The 21,108-nt window shown below is 38.5% G+C and carries 23 protein-coding genes; all 23 read left to right on the forward strand.

Going from position 1 to position 21,108, the window contains the following annotated elements; all coding sequences use genetic code 11:
- The first annotated feature begins 46 nt into the window (after window positions 1-46).
- The 23 genes from fliD to EOK74_RS21265 all read left to right on the forward strand — a co-directional run bounded on the left by fliD (window position 47) and on the right by EOK74_RS21265 (window position 21,097).
- On the forward strand, window positions 47-1,504 hold the full coding sequence (gene fliD, locus EOK74_RS06635; protein WP_133469209.1) for a flagellar filament capping protein FliD: 1,458 nt from the start codon (window positions 47-49) through the stop codon (window positions 1,502-1,504).
- Window positions 1,505-1,541: 37 nt separating this feature from the next.
- On the forward strand, window positions 1,542-1,973 hold the full coding sequence (gene fliS / locus EOK74_RS06640; RefSeq protein ID WP_133469210.1) for a flagellar export chaperone FliS: 432 nt from the start codon (window positions 1,542-1,544) through the stop codon (window positions 1,971-1,973).
- Window positions 1,970-2,278 (forward strand): hypothetical protein, encoded by a 309-nt coding sequence (locus tag EOK74_RS06645; RefSeq protein ID WP_133469211.1) that lies wholly within the window; start codon window positions 1,970-1,972, stop codon window positions 2,276-2,278. Before fliS ends, EOK74_RS06645 begins: the two co-directional genes overlap by 4 nt.
- A 61-nt stretch (window positions 2,279-2,339) precedes the next feature.
- Window positions 2,340-3,338, forward strand: a complete 999-nt coding sequence (gene pseB / locus EOK74_RS06650) for a UDP-N-acetylglucosamine 4,6-dehydratase (inverting) (RefSeq protein WP_133469212.1) — start codon at window positions 2,340-2,342, stop codon at window positions 3,336-3,338.
- A 14-nt stretch (window positions 3,339-3,352) separates the two neighbouring features.
- Window positions 3,353-4,498 (forward strand): UDP-4-amino-4,6-dideoxy-N-acetyl-beta-L-altrosamine transaminase, encoded by a 1,146-nt coding sequence (gene pseC, locus EOK74_RS06655; protein WP_133469213.1) that lies wholly within the window; start codon window positions 3,353-3,355, stop codon window positions 4,496-4,498.
- The gene (gene pseF, locus EOK74_RS06660; RefSeq protein WP_133469214.1) at window positions 4,495-5,196 is read left to right on the forward strand and encodes a pseudaminic acid cytidylyltransferase; all 702 of its coding nucleotides are present in this window, start codon (window positions 4,495-4,497) and stop codon (window positions 5,194-5,196) included. Before pseC ends, pseF begins: the two co-directional genes overlap by 4 nt.
- Window positions 5,189-6,274, forward strand: a complete 1,086-nt coding sequence (locus EOK74_RS06665; protein ID WP_239024038.1) for a glycosyltransferase family protein — start codon at window positions 5,189-5,191, stop codon at window positions 6,272-6,274. Before pseF ends, EOK74_RS06665 begins: the two co-directional genes overlap by 8 nt.
- The gene (gene pseI, locus EOK74_RS06670; RefSeq protein ID WP_133469215.1) at window positions 6,267-7,319 is read left to right on the forward strand and encodes a pseudaminic acid synthase; all 1,053 of its coding nucleotides are present in this window, start codon (window positions 6,267-6,269) and stop codon (window positions 7,317-7,319) included. Before EOK74_RS06665 ends, pseI begins: the two co-directional genes overlap by 8 nt.
- Before the next feature lie 20 nt (window positions 7,320-7,339).
- The gene (pseG, locus tag EOK74_RS06675; RefSeq protein WP_133469216.1) at window positions 7,340-8,377 is read left to right on the forward strand and encodes a UDP-2,4-diacetamido-2,4,6-trideoxy-beta-L-altropyranose hydrolase; all 1,038 of its coding nucleotides are present in this window, start codon (window positions 7,340-7,342) and stop codon (window positions 8,375-8,377) included.
- A complete protein-coding gene (gene pseH / locus EOK74_RS06680; RefSeq protein WP_133469217.1) occupies window positions 8,374-8,973 on the forward strand; it encodes a UDP-4-amino-4,6-dideoxy-N-acetyl-beta-L-altrosamine N-acetyltransferase in 600 nt (199 codons plus the stop codon). The genes pseG and pseH overlap by 4 nt, the downstream gene beginning before the upstream one ends.
- An 8-nt stretch (window positions 8,974-8,981) precedes the next feature.
- Complete coding sequence (locus EOK74_RS06685) at window positions 8,982-9,236, forward strand: acyl carrier protein (protein ID WP_205964540.1); 255 nt, start codon at window positions 8,982-8,984, stop codon at window positions 9,234-9,236.
- A 6-nt stretch (window positions 9,237-9,242) separates the two neighbouring features.
- Complete coding sequence (locus EOK74_RS06690; protein WP_133469218.1) at window positions 9,243-10,553, forward strand: AMP-binding protein; 1,311 nt, start codon at window positions 9,243-9,245, stop codon at window positions 10,551-10,553.
- Window positions 10,546-11,271 carry an SDR family NAD(P)-dependent oxidoreductase gene (locus EOK74_RS06695; RefSeq protein ID WP_133469219.1) on the forward strand — a complete coding sequence of 242 codons (726 nt, stop codon included), beginning with the start codon at window positions 10,546-10,548 and terminating at the stop codon, window positions 11,269-11,271. The genes EOK74_RS06690 and EOK74_RS06695 overlap by 8 nt, the downstream gene beginning before the upstream one ends.
- A 204-nt stretch (window positions 11,272-11,475) precedes the next feature.
- Window positions 11,476-12,387 carry a LicD family protein gene (locus EOK74_RS06700; RefSeq protein ID WP_133469220.1) on the forward strand — a complete coding sequence of 304 codons (912 nt, stop codon included), beginning with the start codon at window positions 11,476-11,478 and terminating at the stop codon, window positions 12,385-12,387.
- An 11-nt stretch (window positions 12,388-12,398) separates the two neighbouring features.
- Complete coding sequence (locus EOK74_RS06705) at window positions 12,399-12,857, forward strand: adenylyltransferase/cytidyltransferase family protein (RefSeq protein ID WP_133469221.1); 459 nt, start codon at window positions 12,399-12,401, stop codon at window positions 12,855-12,857.
- 4 nt (window positions 12,858-12,861) lie between these two features.
- Window positions 12,862-13,926: a LicD family protein gene (locus EOK74_RS06710; protein WP_133469222.1), complete on the forward strand. Its 1,065-nt coding sequence runs from the start codon at window positions 12,862-12,864 to the stop codon at window positions 13,924-13,926.
- Entirely contained in the window at window positions 13,916-15,067 is a 1,152-nt protein-coding gene (locus tag EOK74_RS06715) for a glycosyltransferase family 2 protein (protein WP_133469223.1), read from the forward strand. Before EOK74_RS06710 ends, EOK74_RS06715 begins: the two co-directional genes overlap by 11 nt.
- Window positions 15,064-16,455, forward strand: a complete 1,392-nt coding sequence (locus EOK74_RS06720; RefSeq protein ID WP_133469224.1) for a hypothetical protein — start codon at window positions 15,064-15,066, stop codon at window positions 16,453-16,455. Before EOK74_RS06715 ends, EOK74_RS06720 begins: the two co-directional genes overlap by 4 nt.
- Window positions 16,436-17,983 carry a glycosyltransferase family protein gene (locus EOK74_RS06725; protein WP_133469225.1) on the forward strand — a complete coding sequence of 516 codons (1,548 nt, stop codon included), beginning with the start codon at window positions 16,436-16,438 and terminating at the stop codon, window positions 17,981-17,983. Before EOK74_RS06720 ends, EOK74_RS06725 begins: the two co-directional genes overlap by 20 nt.
- Window positions 17,973-19,130, forward strand: coding sequence for a sulfotransferase family protein (locus tag EOK74_RS06730; RefSeq protein ID WP_133469226.1), 1,158 nt, complete (start codon window positions 17,973-17,975; stop codon window positions 19,128-19,130). The genes EOK74_RS06725 and EOK74_RS06730 overlap by 11 nt, the downstream gene beginning before the upstream one ends.
- Entirely contained in the window at window positions 19,111-20,085 is a 975-nt protein-coding gene (locus tag EOK74_RS06735) for a hypothetical protein (RefSeq protein ID WP_133469227.1), read from the forward strand. The genes EOK74_RS06730 and EOK74_RS06735 overlap by 20 nt, the downstream gene beginning before the upstream one ends.
- On the forward strand, window positions 20,086-20,805 hold the full coding sequence (locus EOK74_RS06740; protein WP_133469228.1) for a sulfotransferase domain-containing protein: 720 nt from the start codon (window positions 20,086-20,088) through the stop codon (window positions 20,803-20,805).
- Window positions 20,789-21,097 carry a sulfotransferase family 2 domain-containing protein gene (locus EOK74_RS21265; RefSeq protein ID WP_133469229.1) on the forward strand — a complete coding sequence of 103 codons (309 nt, stop codon included), beginning with the start codon at window positions 20,789-20,791 and terminating at the stop codon, window positions 21,095-21,097. The genes EOK74_RS06740 and EOK74_RS21265 overlap by 17 nt, the downstream gene beginning before the upstream one ends.
- Window positions 21,098-21,108 lie beyond the last annotated feature (11 nt).

The following is a 21,108-nucleotide window of genomic DNA, read 5'->3' on the forward strand; positions in this document are numbered from 1 at the left end:
TTATTAAGGTATGAACAGCTCTAAAACATTGGGGCAGGGGTGAAGTATGTCAATACAATCATTAGGTGTAGGTTCAGGCTTAGATCTTGAAGGCTTAGTCACGCAATTGTTACAAGCTGAAAGCGAACCCAAAACAGCTGCTCTGGATGCCAGAGAAGAATCTGTTGAAGCTGAAATATCGGCTATTGGTCAGTTAAAATCTAAGCTAGAAGACTTTCAAGAAAGTTTGGATAACTTACGCAGTGAAACAAACCTAAAAGGCCGCGAGCCTACTATTAATAACCCATCCTCTGATATAGAGCCATTTACTGCAGAGGCTTCCAACAGTGCTTTGGAAGGTGATTACCAGATAACTGTAACCCAATTGGCCAGTGGCAGTCGTATTGAAACTGCTGATGCTGCTGACGGGGGCTTTTCTAGTACTTCCGACTCAGTACTATCTACTGGTACTGGTAGCTTAACTTTTAAAATAGACGCTACTAGTGATGCATTCACCATTGACTTGTCGGCTGGTGACTCATTAGAAGACCTACGAAATGCCATAAATAATTCTGATGATAACTTTGGTGTAACTGCCAGTATTATTACTACTGGTACCGCAGATGGTGGTTCTAAGTTAGTTTTTACTTCTGATGTAACCGGGGATGGCAATGATTTAGTCATTGTAAATGACAATGATATTGCTGAGTTAGACCGAGTATCTACTACTAACTCTCTAGAAACTATTGATTATTTATCGCCAGTATCTTCTGCTCAAAACTCTAAAGCAACCATTGACGGTATTGATGTAGAAAGTGAAAGTGACGAATTTGAAAATGTTATTGAAAATGTTAGCTTTACTGTATCCGAGCTATCAGAATTAGCTGCTGACGGCGTGACATATCAAGCATCGAAATTAAGTATTGGGTTTGATACCGAGCAAGTAAAGGAAAATATTCAGGCGTTTGTTGATAACTATAATGCTTTAAAGTCTGAGATAGATATTTTAACTAACTATGGTGAGTCTGATTTAGAAGAAGATGGCGCATTAGCTGGAGACTCTTTAGTAAGAGGTATTCAGACAGGCCTCGCTAACATTCTATTTTCATCAGTAGATTCTTCAGATTTAGGGACTATTTATCAAATCGGTATTGAATACACCGATGATGGGGAACTAGAAATTAGTTCAACAGATAACATTGGTTTAGGAAGTGGGGAAGACCGTCTAACTGATGCGTTAGATGATAATTTTGATGAGATTGCTGCGCTATTTACTGATGAAGAAAATGGTATTGCAGTTCGACTTTATGATTTCGTAGAAGAGTACACTAATTATAGTGGCTTACTTAAGACTCGAGAAGATACAGCAAAAGATCAGCGTGAACAGATATACGATGACCGAGAAACATTAGAGTTACGTTTAGCGAGTACTGAACAAATATTACGAGACAAGTATTTAAACTTGGATCAAACCGTAGCTTCTTTGAATTCTACTAGTTCAGCATTATTGGCAACTTTAGGTTAGTAATGTTTTTTAATTTTATTCAGCATGGACAAATATTATGGCGTTAAAAGGCATCAATGCTTATAAAAAAGGCAATATTAAGCAAGATATAGCTCAAGCCGATCCTCATAAGTTAACTTTAATGTTGATGCAAGGGGCTTTGGATAGGCTTGCCTATGGAAAAGGCTGTATCGAGCGTAAGGATTATGCTGGTAAATCTGAACATTTATCTCGAGCAACCGCTATTATTATGAATTTACGAGATACTATCGATCTTGAAGTGGGTGGAGAAGTCGGTGGTAATTTGTTTGATCTATACGAATATATGTTGCAACGCTTAATTGATGCAAATGTACAGAATAACTTGAAGATTGTAGATGAAGTGATTACTCTATTTTTACCTATTAAAGCCGCCTGGTCACAAATTCCTGAGTCTGCAAAGCAAGAGGCTTATGAAACACAGAGGCAAAAACGTCAAGCAGCGGTTTGAAAACATTAAATCTAGACCATCCTTTTACACCTCCCCAATTAAGTATCATTAATAAAAGTTTAGTGGATCATCTTGCAACAGATGATCCTGATGAAGCGGTTCTGCTGCAACTTGTCAAAAATCGAGAAGAAGTGATTCAAGCGTTTTTGAAAGAGCATTCTAAAGAAGACTTAAAAGACTTTGCTGAGCAAGAATTAAAAATGAATGGTCTATTAATTGCTTATTGTGAAAAGATGTCTAAAGCGTCATTAAAGCGGTTGTCAGGGTTAGTTCGCGGCCGTAAAGCCGTGAAAAAGTACCTTTAATCATGTTTAATGTAGCTTGTCACTAACGTTTACCTGCTGCTACTTTAGGAAATAAATAACTATGTTTTCAAATAAATCTATTTTAATAACAGGTGGTACTGGTTCATTCGGTAAACGTTTTGTTGCCCACTTAATCAAACACTATACCCCTAAGAAATTGATTATTTATTCTCGAGACGAGCTAAAGCAGTTTGAAATGCAGCAAACTTTTAACGCCTCCTGTATGCGATATTTTATAGGAGATGTGCGGGATAAAGAGCGTCTTAAAGCTGCAATGCGTGAAGTTGATTATGTGGTCCATGCCGCAGCATTAAAGCAAGTCCCTGCTGCTGAATATAACCCTAATGAATGCATCAAAACTAATATCAATGGCGCTCAAAATGTTATTGATGCTGCTATTGAAGCAGATGTGAGTCGCGTTATCGCACTTTCTACAGATAAAGCTGCTAATCCTGTGAATTTATATGGTGCTACCAAATTGGCATCAGATAAATTATTTGTTGCAGCCAATAACATTTCTGGAGCGAAAGGCCCTAGGTTTGCCGTAGTTAGATATGGAAACGTGGTGGGTTCTAGGGGGTCTGTAGTGCCATTTTTTCATAAGTTATTAGATGAGGGGGTTAAGACCCTACCTGTTACCCACAAAGAAATGACCCGTTTTTGGATCACATTAGATGAAGGGGTGGAGTTTGTTGTTACAAACTTTCAGCGTATGCAAGGCGGCGAAATATTTGTCCCTAAAATACCCTCGATACGTATCTTAGATCTAGTTGAATCAATTAGCGGTAATCGAGAATACGAAGAGGTGGGTATTCGCCCTGGCGAAAAATTACACGAGGTAATGGTACCAGAAGAGATGGCCCACCATTCATTAGAGTTTGAAGATCATTATGTTATTACCCCCGCTATAAAATTCTTTGATAAAACTGTGGATTACCATAAAAATAAGTTGGGCGAGATAGGTCAAGCAGTTGCCGAAAAATTTGAATACCACTCAGGTACCAATCCACACTTTTTAACGGTTGATGAGCTTGCCACGCTTGATAAGGCAACAATTTAGTACTGGATGTAAACATGATTTTTTACGGTAAACATTCAGTTGATGAAACAGATATCGAAGCTGTGGTTGAAGTTTTACGTCATCAGTTTTTGACACAAGGCTCAGTCGTACCTCAATTTGAAGAAGCACTTTGCCAATATACAGGTGCAGACTATTGTACTGCGGTAAACAGTGCGACTTCAGGCTTACATGTAGCATGCTTAGCAGCAGGCGTAGGCTCTGGTGATTTAGTTTGGACAGTACCTAATTCATTTGTGGCGTCGGCAAACTGTGCGCTATTTTGTGGAGCCAGCGTTGACTTTGTAGATATAGACAAGCAAAGCAGAAATATCAGTATCTCCCAACTTACGGCAAAATTAGAAAATGCTAAGCGACTCGGCAAACTTCCAAAAGCTTTAATTGTGGTGCATTTTTCAGGTTTAAGTTGTGATATGCAGGCTATTGCTGAAGTTATAGCTCCCTATGAAGTAGTCTTAATTGAAGACGCCGCTCATGCACTAGGTGGGCAATATCAAACTGAAAAAATTGGCAGTTGCCAATACTCAGATATGGCGGTATTGAGCTTTCATCCAGTAAAATCAATAACCAGTGCTGAAGGTGGGGCTGTTTTAACCAACAGTTCTGATTATGCTGAAAAGATAATATTACATGCCAAACATGGTGTGACCCGTGATCCTAACTTAATGCAAGGAGAAAGCCACGGTCCTTGGTATTATCAACAGGTTGCTTTAGGTTATAACTACCGGTTAAGTGATGTGCATGCTGCTTTGGGGCTATCACAACTTAAAAAACTTGATAGCTTTATTGCTAAGCGAGTGGAGTTAGCCAAGGTTTATCAACAGGCGTTGGCGCATTTACCTCTAAAGTTACCGAGTGTAGAAGAGTTTGCCAATAGTGCTTGGCATTTGTATATGGTTGAACTAACACACCACTCTAGAAAAGAGGTTTATCAAAAACTTCACGAGAAGGGAGTAGGGGTTAATGTTCACTACATTCCCATTCACTTGCAACCTTATTATGAAAACCTTGGGTTTCAAGCGGGGGATTTTCCTAATTCAGAACATTTTTATGAACATGCCTTAACCTTGCCTTTATATCCGACACTCACAGACGCTGAGCAGCAAAGTGTAATTGATGCTCTTATTCAGGTTTTGTCGTGAATATAGCCATAATACCTGCCCGCGGTGGTAGCAAACGTATTCCCAAAAAAAATATTAAACGTTTTGCCGGTAAGCCATTAATTGCTTATTCCATAGAGGCTGCTAAAGCGTCAGGGATTTTTGATAAAATTATAGTCACTACAGACAGTCAAGAAATTGCGAATACCGCCATTGAGTTAGGTGCTGAAGTTCCTTTCACTAGACCTGCTAAGTTATCAGATGATGTTTCAGGCACACGTCCTGTTACCAATCACGCGATAAAATATTGCATAGAGCATTTCTATAAACCTGAGTATTGTTGTTGTATTTATGCCACTGCACCCTTTATAGAAGCTGAGTATTTACAGCAAGGGTTAGACGCGCTGCAAAAAAATGAAGATAAGGCATTTGCATTTTCGGTAACGAGTTTTGCTTTCCCAGTACAACGAGCTTTAATCCAACAAGGCTCAGGTGTAGCACCTATGTACCCAGAAAATATAAGTAAACGCTCTCAAGATTTACCTGAAGCTTACCATGATGCCGGCCAATTTTATTGGGGTAGAACCGACGATTATCTATCTAAAAAAAGAATCTTTAGTGAGCATAGTATTCCTATTATTTTACCTAGGCATTTAGTTCAAGACATTGATACTGCAGAGGACTGGTTTAGAGCCGAGTTGATGTATAAAGCGTATATTCAAGGATTAAAAAGTGACTGAAATAGTTGATGATAGTCAGCCAATAGAAAAAATATTATTAATTCGCATGTTGAGTACAGCAGATGTTTGCGCCATTGGTTTGCCGGTTGTGCGTTATTTTCAGCAGCAACATCCTCATGCTGAATTACATTTTTTAACCTTTGGTGATGGCGCGAAGTTAATGAAGATGGCCGTACCAAGTGTGAAAGTACAAGTACTACCTAATGAGCAGTGGCCTGATGATTTTTTTCTGGCCTTAGAAGCCTTTTTAGCGCTAGCTGAAGACATTGTTGGTGAGTCTTATAGTCAAATCATCAATCTTGATACCGCATTTATGCCGTGCTTTTTAGCTAGGTTTTTAAAAGATGCCCATGAGCCTATTAGTGGTAATCTTCTCAGTTTATCTGTGCAGCAGTTGTTTGACCAAGTTCAAAAGCAAACCTTGAAAGCTGATTATGTTAATTCCCCTCAGGCTTTTATGGATAGTACTTTCACCACTATGTACAAATGGCATAGTCAATGGTGGCAATACGGCGAAACTCCTGATGGTGGCTATCCGGAGTTCTATCTAAAGAAATGTTGTGGCCTAGTAGTGGATAAATTGGCAACCGATATATCTGTTATACCCGATAAACGTTTGTTAAAAGCGCAGAAAAATAACAAGGTAGTTGGCTTGTGTTTTGAGCAGTCTGAAGACGGTTACCTTTACCCTTATCAAGCAGAATTAAAAAAGTCTTTAGAACAATTAGGGTTTACAGTATGGGTAGAACAAGACAGTAAAGCAGACATTAAACTTCTTTTGAAAATGCTGGCTGCAAGTGACTTATTAGTATGCAAAGCCGCCGGCCCTAGATGGTATGCTCAAGCTACAAGTTGTCCTAGTTTACTGATAAGTGGAGCGAGTGAACCAGCATTACTAATGCCTGAGTTTGCAACCGATACGGTTACACCTTGTCTGCGCCATTCAGGTAAAACTGCAGCTATAGGCCAAGCCGATACACTAGACTGTAATTGTGATAAAGCTGCAGATTTAGTTGAAAGTATCGAATCTATTTTTGAACACTTGGCTGAAGAAGCCCAAGGGTTAAATAATGGGTAATATTCTAATTGGTGATCGATTAATAGGCCCAAGCCAGCCACCATTTGTAATCGCAGAATTAAGTGGTAACCACCAACAAAACCTCGATTTAGCTTTAGCTATGGTAGACGCAGCGGCTAAAGCCGGTGCAGATGCTATTAAATTGCAGACTTTCACCGCAGATAGTATGACCTTAGATGTAGATAACGAGCATTTTGTTATTCAAGAGAAAGACAGTTTATGGAGTGGTGAATCTTTGCATGCCTTATATCAGAAAGCCGCTACTCCTTATGATTGGCATAAACCTTTATTTGATAAGGCCAAAGCCCTAGGTATGTTAGCTTTTAGCTCCCCATTCGATGCGGCCGCAGTAGATTTTCTTGATGATTTAGATGTGCCTTGCTTTAAAATTGCCTCATTTGAATTGACAGATTTGCCCCTTATTCGTAAAGCCGCTTCTAAAAATAAACCATTAATTATGTCCACGGGAATGGCAAGTCTAAGTGAAATAGAAGATGCAGTTAAAACGGCAAAAAAAGCGGGATGTAAAGATATCATCTTACTTAAATGCACAAGTACCTATCCAGCATTGCCCACTAATACTAACTTAGCCACTATTCCTAACTTAGTTGATGCGTTTGGCTGCCAAGTTGGCTTGTCTGACCATACCGCTGGAGTTGGAGTGTCAGTTGCATCAGTTGCGCTAGGAGCAACGGTGATTGAAAAACATTTTGTGTTAGACAGAGCGGCCGGTGGGGTTGATGCCGCTTTCTCCTTAGAGCCAGAAGAATTTGCAAGCTTAGTCACCGAAACCCAAAGAGCGCATCAGGCTCTAGGGCAAGTAACCTATGGTGGCACTAAAGCAGAAAATAAGTCTAAGCAATATCGCCGCTCTATATATGTAAGTGAGGACATTCCTCAAGGCGGGGTTTTGACTGAGAAAAATTTGCGGATAGTACGACCGGCATTTGGTCTTGCTCCTAAAAATTGGGAAAAAGTATTAGGTAAACTTGCTAAACATACCCTGAAAAAAGGCACTGCGCTCGATTGGTCTATGTTCGAATAAATCATGTTGATTAATATCTGATGCGTATTGTATTTAGAGTGGAGGGCGAACCCAGGATTGGCTTAGGTCATATAATGAGGTGTTTGGCTTTGGCACAGAGTTTAACTAACAGCGGTCATTACGTGTGTTTTCTGATGTCTAAATCTTCACAAAGCTTTTGTCAAAATCGTGTCGATTGGGTTGGAGACATACTGCCAATGGATATTATTAATCCACCAAACGAAGCTAGCTGGGTACAGCAGCAGTGTGTTGAGTTACAAGCTGATTGGTTGGTTTTAGATGGTTATCAATTTACAGAAGGGTACCGCCGAGCTTTGGTGAGTCGCCATTATCATCTTGCCGTTTTTGATGACATTAACAATAGTGGTAATTTATTTGCTGATTTAGTGATAAACGGTGTCAGCAATGGGTTAGCTTTGAATTATCAAGCGACGGCACCCCAAGCTCACTTGGCCGTGGGTAGACGATACCAAGTATTAAGACAAGAGTTTTTCAGGTTATCGGACCGAAGCTGGTCAAGAAGACGCAGCTTGACGTTAATGTTTGGTGGCAGCGATACTCACAATATGACTTTATCTGTACTAGATGCATTGGCTAAGAGCCATGTTTCAATACCTATCTCGGTTATTACTGGTGCCGCATATAGCCATTTAAATGAACTTAGTGAGTTTATCGCCAGCAGTGATTTAACTGTTACTCATCATCATGATTGCCAGAATATGGCTGAGGAACTGGTTAATAGCCGCTTAGCTTTATCTGCAGCTGGGGGCAGTCAGTTTGAATTGTTAGCCTGCGCTACTCCCGCTATTTTACTAGTGGTGGCAGATAATCAGAAGTTCGCGAGTGAAGAGGCTAAAAAGCAAGGTTGGTGTCAGGTCTTGAATTATCAAGAGCAAACTTCAGAACAGCTTGTTAAGCATTGCTTAGCCCTTTGGGGTGATGTAGATACATTATTCTCTATGCATCAACACGCTATGAAACAAGCGGTAATAGATGGGGCTAAGGCCGTAGGTGAACGTATGTCTAAAATAGCCAGTTCAACTGAGTCTAATTTATGAAGGTTGGTTTGCCTTCCCATGAATTTAGACCTCTTACGGAACAGGAGCTTACGCTAGTTTGGCAATGGCGCAATAGCCCTAGAATCCAGCAAAATATGCATAACAATGAAGCAGTGGAGTGGCAAAGTCATTGCAATTGGTTTAAAAAGTTGCAAAGTGATAGCAGTCGACGTTTTTTTGTTTTGTGGCAAAACCAGCGACCGATTGGTGTACTTAATTTTTCAGGGTTGGATACACCAACACCTGAATGGGGCTGTTATTTGGGTGAAACAAACGTGTGGCCTGGCAGTGGCATAATGCTAGAGCTTGCTGCTTTAGACTACGCAGCTATGGGTTATATAAAAGACAGTAAAATTAAATATAGCCATTTGTTAGCTCAAGTATTGTCCTTTAATCATGCCGCAAATAAAATGCATAAACTATTTGAATATGAGCAAGTTAAGCAAGAGCCGGCAGCTGAGCGTGATGGTGAAACTTTTACTGTTTTACATTACAGTTATGATCTGAAACAGTGGTTACAAAAACGTGAAAAAGTGCTCAATAAGCTGCCTAAAAATATTTGTTTAGCCAGCGCTCAAATACAGTTTTTAAAATAGGAATCCCCTTGAATTTAGAACAGCAAATAAAAGATGCTATGCAACAGGTAGCTGAATTAAGTGATTGCCAATTAGTTGAGCCAATTGAAGCTAATACCTTGTTGCTTGAGTGTGGTTTAGACTCTTTAGGTTATGCCATGTTAGTGGCACAACTAGAAGAAGATTTAGGGTTTGATCCCTTTACTGAGTTAGCCATAGAAACCTATCCAAGTACCTTTGCTGAGTTTCTAGCTATTTACAAACAATGTAAAAGTAACCAATAAGTCATTATGACTAACCTGATCGCTCAATTAAGAAAACGTGAAACATCAGGTGTCTTAAAGACTTCAGTTCAACAGTCAGCTATAGCTGACTTAATCACCAAAGCCTATAAAATTAGGAGTCAAGCGCCACAATTGGCTGCAAAGAAAGTGGCGATACTCCCTAGCCCTATAGAAGATTTAATTGTGGGTTTGTTAGCCTTTGACGGTTTTTGCGAAGCAATTTATTTATGCCCTGCTAACACTGCTTTGCCGCCAGTAGAAGATTTACACCTGTGGTCTTTTACTAGCGAACTCTCTGTAGAAGTTAAATCTACTACAACTAGCAAACAAACCACTTGGTATATGGCTACGTCGGGCACCACAGGCAAGCCTAAGTGGTTTGGTCACTCCTTTGAGGCTTTGACGGCTAGCATTAAATACAGTGATAACCTACAGAAGCAATCCTGGGGCTTATTGTATCAAGCCTATCGTTTTGCTGGTTTACAAGTGGTATTACAGGCGCTGTTAAGCTCTGCTGATCTAGTGGATGTGACAGGGCACGAACCAATAAATCAGGTAGAGCTGATGGCATTGCATCAGGTTACTGCTGTATCTGCAACGCCAAGTTTATGGCGACAACTTTTGATGACTCAGCAATTAGATACATTACCTTTAAGGCATATTACCTTAGGTGGTGAGATAGCCGAACAAGCGCTACTGACTCAGTTGAGTCGCTTATTTCCCAAAGCAAAACTACGACATATTTATGCTTCAACTGAAGCAGGCGTTGGGTTTGTGGTAGCTGATGGTCAAGCTGGATTCCCAACAAAATGGCTTGATAACCCGAGCTTACCAATAGAGTTAGATATATCAGAGCAACATCATTTACTGGTTAAGCCTCAGTGTTCAGTAGAATCAGACGCTCCACTGCTACTTAACTCAAAAGGTTTTATGGATACCCAAGATAGAATTGAAATAATCGGCGACCGAGTTTTCTTTTTAGGAAGGGCCACTGGAGCCATTAATGTGGGCGGCAATAAAGCTTATCCAGAAAAGGTAGAGCAGGTGTTGTTAAGCTGTGACGCCATAAGCCAAGCTAGGGTGTATGCAAAGAAAAGTGCCATGATGGGAGAGTTGGTAGCCGCTGATGTTGTGCTGCGAAGTGATCCTTTAATAACTCAAAGTGATGTTAGTATGATAAAACTACAAATTCTAAAAGAATGTAAAAAACAATTGCAACGCTTTGAAATTCCTACCAAAATCTCATTTGTTGATAATGTGGCGTATAACCCAAGTGGCAAACTTAATAGACAATCAATCGGGAAACAGCATGACTGAGTACGTGATAGTAACGGGTGCAAGTAAAGGGTTGGGCTTTGCTATTTGTGAACAAGCTGTAGCACTAGGTTATAAGGTAGTTGCCCTTGCTAGAAGCTTTTCAGAGCCTTTAAAAACGCTACAACAAAATTACCCAGATTTTGTCCATTATCACAGTGCTGATTTAGCTGATTTAGAGCAGATAGCGCCTCTTTGTAAGCAAATAATCTCGCAGTATGGTCGCCCTTATGGGTTAATTAATAATGCAGCTGCTGGCCATGATGGCGTGCTCGCGACTATGCCTAATTCTGCTATTGAGCATTTAATGCAACTGAATATTCAAGCTCCTATTTTAATGAGCAAATACTTAGTGCGTTCAATGATGTTGAATCGCAAAGGACGCATTATCAATATCTCGTCCATCATAGCTAAAACTGGTTTTAATGGTTTAAGTGTCTACGGAGCAAGTAAAGCTGCTCTTGAAGGGTTTAGTAAGTCCCTTGCAAGAGAGGTAGGTAAAGCAGGTATCACAGTGAACTGCGTAGCCCCCGGATACATGCAAACTGATATGACCAGCAGTTTGCAAGGTGACAAATTAGAGAGCGTTAAAAGGCGTAGCCCCCTTGGTAAATTAGCCACGGTTGAAGATGCCGCTGCTATGGTGATGTATTTACTAAGTGAGCAAGCTAAATCAATAACCGGAGCCGTAATGACAGTTGATGCAGGTAGTACGGCTTAAAATAGATCAAACCTTTTAATATGCAGATTAAAAACGATTATGAATAATAGTCTGATTGAGACTCTCAGAGCAGATTAATGCTTTTCTATGGTTTGTCGATATTACTTAGAGACGCTCGGTAATTTAGCGGAGTTATTTTCAAATTACTGTGATTTTCAGGATATCGAGTTATGCATGTAAAATTAATATATATAGAATGAAGTTGTGAGACACACTATGGTTGAAAGTAGCAATAATAAACCAGTAGCCGTTATTTTTGGGGCTAGCTCTTCTGGAAAGAGTGCCATTAATGTTGTCTCTGAATCATATGAGATTCTTGCTTTTATCGATAATTCTGCAGATAAACATGGTACTAAATTAGCTAATGTTCCCGTTTTGGGAGCTAGCCAAATTCCGCAGCTTACATTTGATAAGATACTGATTGCTAGTGAGTTTTCTGAGAAAATTCATCAGCAGTTAACTAATGATTATTGTATTGATGCAGGTAAAATCCTTATTCTACCAAACCGAATTACTAAACCTATGCAGTTTGGTTTGGATGAATCGTTCCGCCAACAAAGCATTGAAATATTGTTACTCATCTGCACAAGTCTAAATAAATCAAAAGCAGCTTATTATATTGATGCGGGAACTCTGTTAGGTCTTTATCGAGATGGTGCTCTTATTCCGTGGGACGATGACTTAGACATAGCCATACCTTCCACTTCATTGGAACATGTAAAGCAGATTATAACAGACTGTTTACATAGCTTAAGCACATTAACTGGCGAGCCATGGGAGCTTGTTGCTCATAAAAGTGAAGAATCTTATGGAGCGGTTCAAGCTGGTGACGTTCGAGGTTTAAAGTTAAAAAGTAAAAAAGTCGATACAAAGTTGCCAATGATGGACGTATTCGTCAAGTACATTAATGGTGATGTGATGGATTATACCTTGGCTTCTAGAGGTTTTAGAATGCCAAGTGAGCATATACTTACACTTGAAACTATGGAATTTGCAGGAGGTACTATAAATATTCCTTCGAAGCCGGACTTATATCTAGAAAGGCATTATGGTGATTGGAAAACTCCAGTGAAAGATTGGTCATTGCAAGACGTAAAGTCTGCAACTGTATTTTGATAGGGAACAAAATGAGAACAATCATTACCTATGGCACTTTCGACTTAATGCATATTGGTCATTTAAATTTATTAGAACGTTTAGCTGACATGGGTGACAAGTTAGTTGTTGGCGTTTCTACCGATGACTTTAACTTAAGCAAAGGTAAGCAATGTTTATATTCTTTTGAAGAACGAGCAAGAATAGTAGGTGCGCTTCAATGTGTAGATTTAGTTATACCTGAGTCATCATGGGAGCAGAAAGAACAAGATATTCAAACTTATCAAGCTGATATTTTTGGCATGGGTGACGATTGGGTTGGAAAGTTCGATCACCTGGCGCCTGCATGCAAAATTGTTTATTTACCTAGAACTCCAACTATATCCACCACCGAACTTAAGCGTTCGTTGGCAAAAATAGACCCCGTGGCCATTCAAAAGATTAAAAAAGGTTTAGATGGAGTGTTGGATATAGTTAAGGCATTAGAATAGAAATATGGCTTACCAACTTAACAAGATTTATTCAGATTACGCTAATGTGCATAAAGTTTGTAGAGAGGTCTTAGATGTATCTGATAAAGTTGGGATCCAATCTGTATTAATAGGAGGCTCTCTTCTAGGAATGGTTCGAGATGGTGATTTTTTACCTTGGGATAAAGATCTAGATTTTGCAGTTTTCGAAGATGATATTGATAAAACCCTAGCCCTAGAACAAAACTATAGAAAACTTGGATATGAGTGTCGAGTGCACCGACTAGGTGTACGCCAGTCTGACGAATTGCAAGAAGGGTTGTGTTTAATAAATGACTTGAGTTTGGCATTGCAAACCGAGTCTATTGAACATTGTTTGATTGGTGGTGCGTTACTGAATTTATATCGAGATGGCGAACTATTTTCAGAGATTGATACGCTCGGAGTGTTGTTAAAAACTGAAATCAATATAGAGCAACTGATAGAAACGTTATTACAATTTGGGACTGTTTTTAAAAACATTGAAAATGAAGACCTAAAAGGTATTTCTCTAGTGACTAAAAGTTGGCGAGTAAACTTTTTTATTCAAGTTGAGTTGGATGGGAAGTATGGCTGGCGAGACTTAAACTGTGAGCATTGGTTTGATGCTGCATTTTTCCCTGCTGAAAAACATGAGTTAGACGAAAGAATCTATTTTTCACCAAATAATCCTAGCCAATTTTTGTTAAGTCGATTTGGAGCTAAATGGACACAAAAACCAAAGGCTAAGTTTTCAGAGGGGAGAGTGGTTGGTTCTGTGCAGCTTTATAAAGAAGGCGTAATGTTTGATTTTATTATGCATTATGTAAGGGGGGATAAAACCTATTGGTATGAACCTGCTGCAAACGTAATTAGTACTAAAGGGTTTCTGCCTTGCTCAGTTAAATCAACTAAGGCCGGAAATATGTTGTTTCCAGATTGCCCTGAAATATTTTTAGAAGAGCACTATGGGAATTGGAGAGTGCCAGTGAAAACCTGGGATGGCGCGGTAGATAACCCAACAATTATTCCTTCTGAATATGCAATGCAGAAAATTTTGAATGAACAATAAGTCCCAATCAAATACTTGTGTACCTCTAGTTTCGGTCATAGTACCTAATTACAACCATTACGATTACCTTGAGCAGCGGTTGCAGTCTATTGCTAAACAGACTTATTCTAATTTGGAAATTATCCTGTTGGATGACGCAAGCTCTGATAAGAGCGTGAGTCGGTTAGAAGAGTTTTCACTATCAGATGCAAGGGTTAAAACTTTTATTAAGAACTCTGATAATTCAGGGAGCGCTTTTGTACAATGGATTAAAGGAGTTGAGCAAGCATCGGGAAAGTATCTTTGGATTGCGGAGTCAGATGATTGTAGTGATTTACATTTTATTGAATGTTTAGTTGAACAACTTGAACAACAACCTAAAGCTGCACTGGCTTATTGTCATTCGAATTGGATAGACGCTGAAAGTAACCCTTTAGGATTAATGGATATACATGTACCTTATTTTAAGGAAAATTATTGGCTTACTGATTTTTGTCTTGACGGTGATGAGGTTAACCGAAATCTTATGCCCTATAGGAACGTAGTCAGAAATGCTTCATCAGCATTATTTAGGATTACGCCATTTAAGGCTGCGTTAAAGGGGGTATCGCCAAGCGGCAGAATTGACGATTGGTTGTTTTATGTTCTCTTGTTAAAGGGAAACATTCTGTGCTTCGTTAACCGAGAATTGAATTTTTGTCGATTGCACTCCGGTAATTTCAGCCGTTCCTTAACTAGTCAAAGTTATGTCTCAAACATCAAACAAAGAATTGGTGTGTTTCGAAAAATAATTGCTGAGTATCCTGATGGTGTTAATAGCGTGGAGCCGGCCTTAAAAATATTGTGGCGAAATCGTTTTAAATATAAATCAGTAGATACGTTAATAACGCGACATCAGAGCTTTGGTACTTACGCTCTCTATGGTTTTAATGATTTGAGTAAATACTTCATCAGTCGATGTACTAGTAAACCTTTAGTTATTTTTGATAAAAAAATTATAGACTCTAGTTATTCTGGTACATCCCTATCACGGGTTGATGATTTTGATTTGGTTCAATTAGATACAGTCATTGTGATGTCTATCTATTATCAAGTTCAAATGCGGAAAATATTGCAAAGTTTAGGTTTTAAAGGTCGAGTTCTTTGTCTGGAGGTAAAATGATCGTTTTTACAAGTATAAATACTGGATACCTAGACAAAGCGTTAGTGTTAGCAGAATCTGTTAAACGTTGGCATCCCGACGCTTCTTTTCATATTGTACTGGCCGATTATAAAGAGGGTAATCAATATATTTGTGAATTAGTCGATCATGTTGAGTTTCTAGAAGAGTTTGAGTTTGGATTAGATAAAGCTTTTCTGTTTCAACACAATGTTGTTGAACTATGTACATTAGTAAAACCTATTTATGCGGCTAAATTGGCAAACAATCATAAAGGTAGACATATAGTTTATCTCGATCCTGACACTATGCTGTTTTCACCAATGGGTATCGTAGTTGAAGCTCACAGCGAGTCAGACGTTTTATTAACTCCTCATTTATTAACTCCACCTTCAAGTCATGCTCATATCGTTGAATCTGAATATAGTGCGCTACAACATGGATTGTATAATTTAGGATTTTTTTCTTGTGTTGGTGGAGATAACGCGAGCTTATTTTTCAATTGGTGGGGTGACCGATTAAAGCATATTTGTTCAACGGTAAAGGAAAATGGTTTATTTACTGACCAAAAAATTGTCGATATTGCACCTATTTACTTTAATTTTATCGGCATACTTAAAAGTAAAAGCTTAAATGTTGCTACATGGAATTTATTTGAACGGCCACTAGTTTGTGAAAATTCTCAATTTTTTATTGAAAATCAACCACTTGTTTTCTACCATTTTACTGGTTTTGATTCTGGAGCCGGCCAACGTAAAATTGATCAACACCATACAAAAAACCAAGCATTGGAAATATTGTGGCAGCATTATCACCAACAATTAAGTAAACAAAGCACCAAAGTATTAGGCAGTACTCAGTGGTGTTTTGCTAACTTTGAAGATGGGCAGCCCATCCCCAATAAAGCAAGACAATATTTTCGATATTGTGTTGAGAATAAACATGACTTTCCTAACCCCTTTTCTACTCAATTTCAGACCCTTTGGGCTAACTCAATAGGTGCGCGATTGTTTGAACGTAGTGAAGAACAAGGAAGAAAATATTTAAAGAGCATTTCAACGTTTTCCCATGCTCATAACTTTGACTTAAAGGGAGTAATGCAGCAACTGCAAACTTTAGAAAAGCATCATGGTTGCGCGAGAGTGTTTCTGTGGGGATATAATGAATATGCTCAACAGGTTGAGTCAACATTTTATGCTCAGTCAATGCAGTTTGAGCATGCCTACGTAATTGATAAAAATTTGCCCGAGAATGATAGGGTGATTGACCCAACGTCTTCTACTTTTCTTAAATCAGACATCATTGTTGTGTGTGCTATTAGCGCTAAAAACGATATTCTAAGTCTGATCAAAACCCAGAAAATCCCCGCCCATGTTTTATCAATTGGTTAGAAAGCTACTTTATGCTTTATGCCTAAAAATAAATAAACCTCATTGGTTTCTACTTTGTCACCCTAGTATTTGGTTTAGTCAAAACATTGTTGTGGTGGGCACTGGTAGCTTGGGTAAAAATGTTATTGCAGCGTTACTCAACACTAATAAAAACATATACATAATTGATGATAAAGCCGCGAGATATGCTTATTCTATTTTGCAAATTGCTGTACTACCCTGGACAGATCTGGGCAAAGTTAAAAGCTTAAGAAGTTCAAATACTCGTTTTATTTTAACCATGTATGAAGGCGTGGATAATGCGAGAGAGCGTTTGCACGAGCTGAATGTCACCAAAGGCATTGTTAGTTTTTCAAAGGAGATGCGCCATAATGGTCAAGTCGCCATTCGAAACCGATATGTTTCTCAATTGAAGGTACAAAGATTAAACGAAATACCACTTTGTTTACCGACCATTTATTCATACAGTACTTTATTTGTAGAACACAATCTCGGTGGCGGAACCTATCATTTTTCTAAGCGACATATTCAGTCGAATTTACATAATTCTACAGTTTTAGTACTTACTTATTGTGATGACGGCTTCCATCTAAGTGAATCTAAATCACCAGCATTGATCGCTTCTTTTTATTCCTTAGATATGCTCATGGAAAGTTTAAAAAGCATTAAATTTAACCAATTAGTCCTCTCTAACCTGTTTGGATTTAATGCTCCTTTAAATGTTTTGCAGCGTTTGTTAGAACTAAGATATGAAGCCATTACTAGTTATATTCATGATTACTTTGCTATATGCCAATCCTATACTTTGTGGAATGAAAAGAACGAATATTGTCATTTACCTAGCCCCGATATATGCAACAGGTGTATTAGGCACAATAGAAATATTAATGATTCAAGCCTTTCTATTGAAACGTGGCGTTCAACGTGGTTGGATGTATTATTGAAATCAGACCAAGTTATTACGTTTTCTTCGGACTCACATCGTAAAATGAAGCAAACCTTTCCACAGCTGAATAACTTAATTGTGAGCCCTCACAGCTTGGATTACTTTCAACCAACCCATTTTTATCAACAGAAGTGCGACATTAATTCAGTCTTAAATATTGGAATATTAGGTCCAGTTACTGCAAAAAAAGGTGAGTTGGCAATTAGAGAGCTGCATGAGTATATTGTTAAAAATGATTTGAATACGAAGCTTATTATTATTGGCCGCGCTTCATCTGCTATATCTGAATTGAAGCATGTTACAGTTACGGGACCTTATGAAGTTGCTAATTTAGATAGGGTTTGTGCCAATCTAGAAATTAGTGTGTTTTTCTTTGCTTCCTTATGTCCTGAAACCTTTTCTTTTTCTGTTTCAGAAATTATCTCAATGAAATATCCAATTCTATGTTTTGATCTTGGTGCACAAGCCGATAAGGTAAAAGAGTATAAAAAAGGCAGTGTTATACCTTTGCATCGCAGTGGAGAAACCATGATTGTAGCGTTACAAGAAGCCGCAGGTTACGGAAAAACTCATGAAAAATAACATCGTGTTTGTATTAGGCATGCATCGATCTGGTACAAGTATGTTAACAAGTATGGTTGAGGCTTCGGGTTATCATTGTGGTGACAACCTGCAACCACCAGGTAGTGACAACCCTAATGGTTATTGGGAAGACTTAGTAATGCTGCGCATTAATGAAACGTTATTGCGTGCACTAGGTAAAGATTGGTCATCTTTGGGGACCCCAGAATATTCTGAAATTGAAGAGTTATCTTGTTTTGATGAACTTAAAACCGAGGCTGTGGGTTATTTAACCCAACAAATTAATAAATATCAGCGTTTAGTTGTGAAAGATCCCCGAGTTTGTATTTTGTTACCCTTTTGGTTATCCGTTTGCAAAGAGCTAAACGCCAAAAGTAAATTCTTAATTATCAAGCGTGATGCTGCGGCCATAGTTCAGTCGTTACATAAACGTGATCTAATGGATCCGGTTTATGCAATGCAATTGATCATCTGTTATTGGGTGCAAGTTGCCGTTCACCTTGTCGGCTCCGAGTTGAATTGGCAACTTGTTAACTATGAGTCGATAGGCGAAGTTAAAGCACATCAAAGTCTAGCGAAAAAGCTAGCTACTTTTATTGATGTTAAACCGGATAATATTTTAGTGGCGTTAGCCAGCTATAACTCAGAACTTAATCACGCTAAAAATAATGAAGTTGTTCTACAGCCTATAGTGTTTGATTTTCAGAGCGGATTTTACCAAGCCTTTCCCTGTGAGATTTCAGATAGTGCATATCTACAACACAAAGCTCTTTCTTTTGTGCATAGCTCCTTATCTTTTTGGGGAGATACTAAAGCGATTATTCAAAAAGTTGCTCAGAGTCTTGATGTCTTTTCCAAAAATTTACGTCATGAAAAGCTGGTGTTATATGGGGCTGGAACAGTGGCTAAAACCATACTGACTCATATGTTTCCCAAAGTAATGTGTGGTGTTGATCAGTCTTTTACTGCCATCAAAGATTTACATGGAGTGAGTTTCTACCCGGTTAGTCAGTTAGGTAACTTGGAGGAAACTACCATTTTAGTTACAGTAACAGGACGAAAAGCTGAGATTCAGAGCAGACTTTCGACCTATGGGCATAACGTTATTTTTATTGAGGATTATTTCAATGACCAAACGAATTATTAATGGTTGTGGATATAATTTAAGTGGTTGTACTGCCATTACTGATTTTTTTTCGGATTTTGAGGGGGCAGGTTACGTAAATCACGGAAAACACGAAATCGGTATTTTGAAATGTCGTTTTGGATTTGCCGGTTCTATTCAAGGAATATTAAGAGATGAGTCTTTCAGAGCCAGTCGCGCTCAGCTGCGAGCTTCTTTACTAGGTGACCAAGACGCGCTACTAACAGAATCACTGGGACCTGTAGAAAAAGTGCACTTGGAAATGCGGTTGCGGGTTGCGGGGCAATTAGGTGACAAATACAAAACTTTAGTAGAACGTATAGTGCAATATATTCCAGATGATGTGGTTACTGCTCCTGCTCCTGCTCCTAAAGCCCTTCTTGGGTACGAGCGAGCTCTTGATGAATGGCTTAAAGGCGTGGTGGAATTATTACCTGATGAACATTTTTTTGAAGGTAAACAAAATGCCAACTCATTTGTAATGCTCAAAAATGATCCTCCTGGTAAATATCCTTACATGGCATCACTTATTCCCAATGGAATTTCATTTTCGTCGTTGAGGGATCCTGTAGATGCATGCTTTGACTTCAATCGATTTTACAAAAAAGAGATGGCTGAAGAGCAGATTAAGGCTTATTGCGAAATGTTTAACTCTATTATTCGAACTGCAATGCATCATATTAATCTTCATGAAGAAAAAATTAGTGGAAAATTTTATGTGGTCAGATTTGAAGATTTCATTACCAAAGAAAATGTTCGGCAACAAGTGCTGGATATAGCAGGTATTTCACAAAAACGAATACGTCATAGCTTCAACCCTGTGCTGTCCAAAGACAATATTGGTATCGGACATGAGTTACCGAAAGACTTAGTAACTTTTATAAAAGAGATGAGTGAACCCTGGTATGAGAAGTATCAAGAATTTCTTATCAATAAAGATATATTAATTGAAGGCTAGATGATGCACGTTAATGTATTTTGTAATCATAAATGTGGCACGGTTTGGTTATTTAAATACCTTAAAACCTTTGCTCAATTGAATGATTTTCAATATGTCAGTTCAAACCGTGGTTGGAAAGGGTTTGAGCCTTCAGAGTTAGCAGATAATGCCGTTGTTATGTATCGTAATGCGCAATATGAAGTCATTAGTAAAACGTGCAATGCAGGTGTACGGATTATAAGAGATCCAAGGGCACTAGTTAATTCAGCTTATTTCTCACATCTAAATACTCATAATGTTGATGATTGGTTGCAACTAAAAAAACAGCGCACTTTGCTTCAACAGATGTCTGAACAAGATGGCATTCGAATGACCTTAGCTTTCACTGAAAAAAGTCAGTTTTACCATGGAACAAAAGGTCCATTATGTGCGCTAGGTGAATGGCAATTTGATGATCATCGATATTTGCCTATTCGTATGGAAGATTTTGTTATCGATCCACTTAAATATATGAAGCGGACTATTGTAGTTAATGGGGGCGATCCTGAACATTTCACATATCCTGATTCTGATGAATTTAGTTTTGCTAAGTTAACGGGCCGAACAGTAGGAGAAGTAAACGACAGTAGTCACTTTAGAAGTGGTGATCCTCAAGATTGGAAAAAGCACCTTCCAGATGATGTGAAGCTTTATTTGCAAGCTCATTTCTCATACTTAATTAGTGAGTTCTACTCTTAATTTAATCCTCAATAAAATACTAAAATGTAAGGAGCTTACATTGCGAATATCAAGTAAACATAAAATTATTTTTTTATCTAATCGGAAATGCGGCTCAAAATCGATAAGGTTATTACTCGATAATGTTTCCGATATAAAAAGTGATAGTGGTTATCCATTTAATAATCATGGTTGTGCTAAGGGATTAAAGAAATATTTCGACCTGAAGGAATGGGACTGGAGTCAATATTGTTCTATTACAACTATTCGGAATCCTTTTGATCGAGTTGTTTCAATATATTATTTTTCCTAAGTTAATTCTGG

The sequence above is a fragment of the Paraglaciecola marina genome (assembly GCF_004360155.1).
Classification (GTDB): domain Bacteria; phylum Pseudomonadota; class Gammaproteobacteria; order Enterobacterales; family Alteromonadaceae; genus Paraglaciecola; species Paraglaciecola marina.

Bases quoted from the DNA above. Each gene is read 5' to 3' on its own strand.
- fliD (WP_133469209.1), top strand. From the start codon at position 47: ATGTCAATACAATCATTAGGTGTAGGTTCAGGCTTAGATCTTGAAGGC.
- fliS (WP_133469210.1), top strand. From the start codon at position 1,542: ATGGCGTTAAAAGGCATCAATGCTTATAAAAAAGGCAATATTAAGCAA.
- pseB (WP_133469212.1), top strand. From the start codon at position 2,340: ATGTTTTCAAATAAATCTATTTTAATAACAGGTGGTACTGGTTCATTC.
- pseC (WP_133469213.1), top strand. From the start codon at position 3,353: ATGATTTTTTACGGTAAACATTCAGTTGATGAAACAGATATCGAAGCT.
- pseI (WP_133469215.1), top strand. From the start codon at position 6,267: ATGGGTAATATTCTAATTGGTGATCGATTAATAGGCCCAAGCCAGCCA.
- pseG (WP_133469216.1), top strand. From the start codon at position 7,340: ATGCGTATTGTATTTAGAGTGGAGGGCGAACCCAGGATTGGCTTAGGT.
- pseH (WP_133469217.1), top strand. From the start codon at position 8,374: ATGAAGGTTGGTTTGCCTTCCCATGAATTTAGACCTCTTACGGAACAG.
- EOK74_RS06690 (WP_133469218.1), top strand. From the start codon at position 9,243: ATGACTAACCTGATCGCTCAATTAAGAAAACGTGAAACATCAGGTGTC.
- EOK74_RS06695 (WP_133469219.1), top strand. From the start codon at position 10,546: ATGACTGAGTACGTGATAGTAACGGGTGCAAGTAAAGGGTTGGGCTTT.
- EOK74_RS06705 (WP_133469221.1), top strand. From the start codon at position 12,399: ATGAGAACAATCATTACCTATGGCACTTTCGACTTAATGCATATTGGT.
- EOK74_RS06710 (WP_133469222.1), top strand. From the start codon at position 12,862: ATGGCTTACCAACTTAACAAGATTTATTCAGATTACGCTAATGTGCAT.
- EOK74_RS06715 (WP_133469223.1), top strand. From the start codon at position 13,916: ATGAACAATAAGTCCCAATCAAATACTTGTGTACCTCTAGTTTCGGTC.
- EOK74_RS06720 (WP_133469224.1), top strand. From the start codon at position 15,064: ATGATCGTTTTTACAAGTATAAATACTGGATACCTAGACAAAGCGTTA.
- EOK74_RS06725 (WP_133469225.1), top strand. From the start codon at position 16,436: ATGTTTTATCAATTGGTTAGAAAGCTACTTTATGCTTTATGCCTAAAA.
- EOK74_RS06730 (WP_133469226.1), top strand. From the start codon at position 17,973: ATGAAAAATAACATCGTGTTTGTATTAGGCATGCATCGATCTGGTACA.
- EOK74_RS06735 (WP_133469227.1), top strand. From the start codon at position 19,111: ATGACCAAACGAATTATTAATGGTTGTGGATATAATTTAAGTGGTTGT.
- EOK74_RS06740 (WP_133469228.1), top strand. From the start codon at position 20,086: ATGATGCACGTTAATGTATTTTGTAATCATAAATGTGGCACGGTTTGG.